Annotated in this window: 6 protein-coding genes; all 6 read right to left on the bottom strand. The window is 71.6% G+C overall.

Annotated elements, in window-relative coordinates:
* Nucleotides 1-142: 142 nt before the first annotated feature.
* A complete protein-coding gene (locus AB7U92_RS20805; protein WP_428581489.1) occupies nt 143-409 on the bottom strand; it encodes a hypothetical protein in 267 nt (88 codons plus the stop codon).
* Nucleotides 410-434: 25 nt separating this feature from the next.
* On the bottom strand, nt 435-1,634 hold the full coding sequence (locus AB7U92_RS20800; RefSeq protein ID WP_428581486.1) for a geranylgeranyl diphosphate reductase: 1,200 nt from the start codon (nt 1,632-1,634) through the stop codon (nt 435-437).
* Complete coding sequence (locus tag AB7U92_RS20795; protein ID WP_428581483.1) at nt 1,601-2,917, bottom strand: BCD family MFS transporter; 1,317 nt, start codon at nt 2,915-2,917, stop codon at nt 1,601-1,603. The genes AB7U92_RS20800 and AB7U92_RS20795 overlap by 34 nt, the downstream gene beginning before the upstream one ends.
* A 4-nt stretch (nt 2,918-2,921) precedes the next feature.
* A complete protein-coding gene (gene chlG, locus AB7U92_RS20790) occupies nt 2,922-3,842 on the bottom strand; it encodes a chlorophyll synthase ChlG (protein WP_428581480.1) in 921 nt (306 codons plus the stop codon).
* Nucleotides 3,843-3,880: 38 nt separating this feature from the next.
* Nucleotides 3,881-5,314, bottom strand: coding sequence for a transcriptional regulator PpsR (gene ppsR, locus AB7U92_RS20785; protein ID WP_428581477.1), 1,434 nt, complete (start codon nt 5,312-5,314; stop codon nt 3,881-3,883).
* Nucleotides 5,315-5,393: 79 nt separating this feature from the next.
* A partial coding sequence (locus AB7U92_RS20780) for a cobalamin-dependent protein (protein ID WP_428581474.1) occupies nt 5,394-5,655 on the bottom strand: 262 nt, incomplete at its 5' end.

Raw genomic sequence — 5,655 nt, 5'->3', positions numbered from 1 at the left:
GCCCAGGGTGCCAGTGCACCCAGATCATCCGTACTGCCCGAGCGTTGATTCACGCTGCTTCTCCTGGAGGCCGACGGTTGATGCTGCTGATCGTCGCTTGGCGCATTCTATGCCCGGCCCTGGCATCGCACCCTGCGAAATCTCAGCGTTTCCAGCGTTGCCGGAGGTCGAGCAGGTGGACCACGCCACCGGCGCTGAGCAGCAAGGCGATCCAGGGCCACGGCGCGCCGGTCAGGGCGCAGCGCAGGGCCAGCACGAGAAGGATGCCGGCACCGATCATCGGCGCGAACACCCGCGGCGGCGGGCCGGCGCCGCTGCGGGCATGGCGCCAGGTCAGGAAGGCGGCCTCGAGCAGCAGCACGGCCAGCACGAGGTCGGCGGCGCGTCCGCTGGCGAAGAGGCCGTCCACGAGACCGCCGTGAGGTGAGAGCTGATCAGACGCGCGCCAGTCCGAGCAGGTGCGCCACGTCCTTGAAGAAGATGCGCACGTGGGCCATGGGCTTGCGGCGCACCAGCTCCTTGTTCATGTAGGCCTCGAAGGTCAGCTGCTGCACGTCGCGATCGCGGCAGATGCTGACGAAGCGCTCGCGGCGCTTGTCGCTGGAGTACCAGAAGCGCTGCATGATGCCGAGCACGAAGAACACCTTGCCGTGAGCCTTCATGAAGCGCTTGCGCGCCGTCTGCAGCACGCGCGCGTCGCCGCTGGCGAGGAAGGCCTGGCCCACCTCGGCGGCGATGCGGCCGCCGTACATCGCGTAGTAGATGCCCTCGCCGGAGGCCGGCGCCACCACGCCGGCGGCGTCACCAGCGAGCAGCACGTCGCGGCCGTTGTCCCAGCGCGGCAGCGGCTTCAGCGGGATCGGCGCACCTTCGCGGCGCAGCGTCTCGCAACGGTCCAGGCCCGAGGCGCTGCGCAGCGCAGCGGTGGCGCTGCGCAGGGAAAAACCCTTGTCGGCGCTGCCGGTGCCGATGCTCGCCGTGTCACCGTGCGGGAACACCCATCCGTAGAAGTCGGGCGAGAACTCGCCGTTGTAGACCACGTCGCAGCGGGTGCCCTCGTAGTCGGCACCGCCCTGGGGTGCGCGCACGATCTCGTGGTAGGCGAAGACGAACTTGCCTTCGTCCGAGCGCGGCACCTCCTGCCGCGCCACCTCGGAGCGCGCACCGTCGGCACCGATCACCAGCCGCGCTCTCACGCGCATCGGGGCGCCGCCTTCGCCGTGACGGTCGCGCGCGCTGTAGCGCACCACGGCGACGCCATCCGCGCCGCGTTCGATCGCCTCGAAGCTGCCGCGTGCACGCACCGCGCCAGCCATCGCCGCGCGCTCGCGCAGCCACTCGTCGAAGGGGCCGCGGTCGACCATGCCGACGAAGCCGCCTTCGATCGGGATGTCGACCCTGGCATCGCTGGGCGCCACCATGCGCGCACAGCGGATGCGCGCGACCAGCAGCGAATCGGGGATGTCGAAGTCGCGGATCAGCCGCGGCGGAATCGCACCGCCGCAGGGCTTGATGCGGCCTTCGCGGTCGAGCAGCAGCACGCTGCGCCCGGCCTGGGCCAGCTCGTGGGCGGCGGTCGCACCGGCCGGCCCGCCGCCGATCACGACGGCATCGTAGGTGTCGATCTCGTCCACATGCTTCTCCTTGCGCGCCGCGGGCGCGACTCGGTCTCGATGCCGGCGGCCAGTGCCGCGGCCCAGATGAACAGCAGCGCCTCGGCGGCGAACACCGCGCCGTAGGCCATGCCGGTGTCGGCGATGAAGCGACGGGCCACGTCGCTGGCCAGTGCGCCGGTCAGGCCGCCGATGCCAAAGGCGATCGCCTGCGAAGCGCCCCACAGGCCCATGCGCACGCCCTCGCGCTGCGTGCGGCCCTGGCTGGCCATGCGCATCATCGAGCCGATCGCGGCGATGGAGAACGCACCGTTGGCCGCGCCGAGCGCGAAGACGGTCGCATGCAGCGGCCAGGGCGGCCCCATCGCGCCACCGGCCACCAGGCCGGCCAGTGCCAGCGCCGAGGCGATGCAGCCGCCGATCGTCCACTGCCGCAGCGTGCCGATGTGCCAGCGGCTGCCGGCCAGCGCGGCGGCGATCATGCCCAGCAGCACGCCGCCGTGCTGCAGCCCCGAGAGCTGCGTCGTGGCGCCCGGTGTCAGGCCGAACACCGAACCGGCGAAGGGCTCGAGGATGAGGTCCTGCGCACTGAAGGCGAGCATGGAGACGAACACGAACACGGTGAAGCGGCGCGCGGCCGACTCCTGCCACACCTGCGCGAGCGCGTCGAAGAAGCTCAGCTTCGGCTCCGGCTCGGCAGGCTGGCCGCCGTCGCCTTCGAGCCGCCACAGCGCGACCACTGCCACCATGCAGGCGATCAGCGCCACCGTGCCGCTGACGGCCACCAGGCGCTGCGGCGAGTACGGTTCGAGGAAGCGCCCGGCCAGGCCGGCGGTGACGGCGAAGCCGATGATCATCAGCATCCACACGATCGTGGCCGCCGGCGCGCGCCGCTCGGCCGCCACGCGTTTGGCCAGCAGCACCAGCAGCGCGGTGCCGCAGGCGCTCACGCCCAGGCCGACGAGGAAGAAGGCCACTGCGGCCAGCGCCAGGCCGGCAACGCGGTTCGTGGCCATCCAGGCGGTGGCCGTGGCGGCGAGCGTGCCGCCGGTGGCCAGCACCGCCATGCCGCCGAGGATCCACGGCGTGCAGCGCCCGCTGCGGTCGGAGCCAAAGCCCATGCGCGGCCGGGTGAGCTGCACGGCATAGTGGATCGCCACCAGCAGGCCCGGCACCAGCGCCGGCAGCGCCAGCTCGACGACCATCACGCGATTGAGTGTCGAGGTGGTCAGCACGACGATGGCGCCCAGCGCCATCTGCACGAGACCGAGCCGCACGATGCCGAACCAGCCGAGCGGCTTCATCGGATCATCCCGCCTGAGCCGCAGCGCGCAGGGCGAAGGCGCTGACCAGCATGCCGCTCACGTACAGCGTCACGCCCAGGCCGCTGTACCAGGTGGCGCGGCCGCGCGGGTCGGCCACGAAGCGGCGCATCAGCAGCATCTGCACCGCCAGCAGCGCGCCCACCGCCAGTGCGTGGTTCTTCGCCTGCCAGCTCAGCAGCAGCACGACGACGATGAACTGTGGCGCGGCCATCATCCAGCACGCCATGTGCGCGGCCTGCACCTCGCCCAGGCGCACCGGCAGCGAGCCGATGCCCATGCGGCGATCACCCTCCATCGACTTGAAGTCGTTGAGCGTCATGATGCCGTGGGCGCCGAGGCTGTACAGCGCCGCCAGCGCGAGCGAGCGGCCGTCGGGCAGCGCGCCGCCGGCCATCACGATCGCGCCGGTCACCCAGGCCAGTCCTTCATAGCACAGCCCGCAGGCGGCGTTGCCCCACCAGCCGTTGCGCTTCAGGCGCAGTGGCGGCGCGCTGTAGGCCCAGGCGAGCGCGAGGCCGAACAGCGCGGCGACGAAGCCCCACGGACCGAGCACGAGGGCGACGGCCAGCGACAGCGCCGTCCACAGCACGGCGATGTACAGGCCCCAGCGGCCCGGCATGCGGCCGGAAGGGATCGGGCGGTGCGGCTCGTTGATCGCATCGACGTGGCGGTCGAACCAGTCGTTCACCGCCTGGCTGGTGGCACAGACCATCGGCCCGGCCAGCAGCACGCCCACCGCCACCAGCGCCCAGCGCTCGGCCCAGCTCTGCCCCGAGGCCACCGCGCCGCAGGCGAAGGCCCACATGGGCGGGAACCAGGTGATCGGCTTGAGCAGTTCGGCAACCGCCGAAGGAGCAGGGAGGGCCATGCGGTTCATTCTCGGCGTGACACTTTGGAGTGTCAACCAAGATTTACAACCGCGAGGTGCTCAATGGATCGGGATCAACCCTCGTCGTCGCCGAGGTCGCCGATGCCGTGCCGGCGCAGCTTCACGTAGAGGCTCTGGCGGGACAGGCCGAGCATCTGGGCCGCCGAGGCGCGGTTGTCGCTGGTCATCTTCAGCGCCGTCTCGATGCACAGCTGCTCGATCAGGTCGGTGGTCTCGCCGACGATGTCCTTCAGCGGCACACGGCCGACCAGCTCAGTGAGCTCGCCGGCGGTGCGCGGCAGCTCGCCAGCGGCGCGCGGCTCGGCGCTGAGGCGGCGGCCGACGTCGCGCACCGCGAAGGCAAGCACCGGCTTGCCGTCCTGCGTGGTCGCCGAGGCCGAGACCTCGACCTCGGTGCTGGCACCGTCCTCGCCGCGCAGCAGCGTGGAGAACATGCGCATGCTGCCGCGCTGGCGCACCGTCTGGATGAGCACGCCGAGCTCGACGCCGGTGCGGCCAAGCCAGCGATCCAGCGGCTCGCCGCGGGCCTGCTCCTCGGCGCCCAGCTGTGCCAGCGCGAGGAAGGCGGCGTTGGCCATCTGGATGCGGCCGTCCTGGTCGGTGAAGACCAGCGCATCGGGCGCGTTGCGCACGAAGTCGAGCAGCATCGAGGTCTCGGTGACGGGGGCCGCAGCCGCCGGCTCGGCGCCGACGCGTGCCAGGCGCACCAGCAGCAGCGAGGCGTCGTCCTGGCGGAAACTGGACAGCGACACCGCCACGCGCCCACCGCCATCGGCCAGCGTCGTTCGCACCACGTCAGCACGGCGTGCCGCCTTGGCTGCGGCCAGCGCCGCCTGCATCGGCTTGCTGTTGGGCGATTCGAACAACGCCGACAGCGAGCCGCCGGCCAGGCGACGCGGCGTGCCGCCGTTGCCGATCAGCGCGACCGCCGCCGGATTGGCCTCGAGGATGCGCAGGCTGCCGGCGTCGACGATCAGCACGGCTTCCGACGAAGCCTGGAAGAGGTGGCGGTAGCGCGTCTCGGCCTGGCGGAAGCGCCAGTAGTCGCGCTCCATCGCCTGCTGGGCCTCGATCAGGCGCAACTGCAGTGCCTCGGTGGCGCGCAGGTCGCGGCCGAAGGCAATGGTGCGGCCGGCACTCTTGCCGCGGCCGGGCGGCGAGATCTGCACCGCGGAGTAGAGGATTGGCCAGTCGGAGCCGCTGGCCTGGGGATGGTTCACCTGGCGCCAGCGCGGCGGGCCGCCTGCCTCCTTCAGAAGCGCCTCGACCTTGGCGCGGCTCTCGACGGTGACGATCTCGGCCCAGGGCTGGCCGACCCAGTCGGCCACGAGCGCGGCATCCAGATCGTCGCGGCCGATGATCACGTCCTGGATCACGCCGTGCGGATCGAGCAGAAGGGCGACGTCGCTGGCAGCGGCCACCACGCGCTGGACGGTCGGGGCGTCGAGTTCCCCCACCATGGTGCGCGGGGTCGAGCGCCGCTTCACAGGCACTCCTCCTGGTCGTCGCCGCCGATACGGGCCGTTGTTCTCATGTCACGTCAACGTCCAGCGGCTGGACGAGGTTTCAACTGCGCTTCACACGGCCGGCAAGCAAGCTCTCGGCCAAACCCGGTGCCTCGCTCCCGTCCGACGCCGTGGCATCGGCCCCCACCTGCCGCGCCAGATGCGGGCGCAACGTGAACACCGGGCCGCCCACCAGCACGGCGATTTCCCGGTGGCACGAGGCGCGACGCACGGCGGCGATGCAGGCGGGCAACCAGTCCAGCCGCGCTTCGCTGCCGGCCGAGAAACCCACCACGTCGAACCACTCGCGCCGCACCGCCGTG

Origin of the sequence: Piscinibacter sp. (genome assembly GCF_050175855.1) — a bacterium.
GTDB lineage: Bacteria > Pseudomonadota > Gammaproteobacteria > Burkholderiales > Burkholderiaceae_C > Piscinibacter.
The sequence above is the reverse complement of the archived record's forward strand: the minus strand, read 5'-3'. Positions and strand labels throughout refer to the sequence as shown.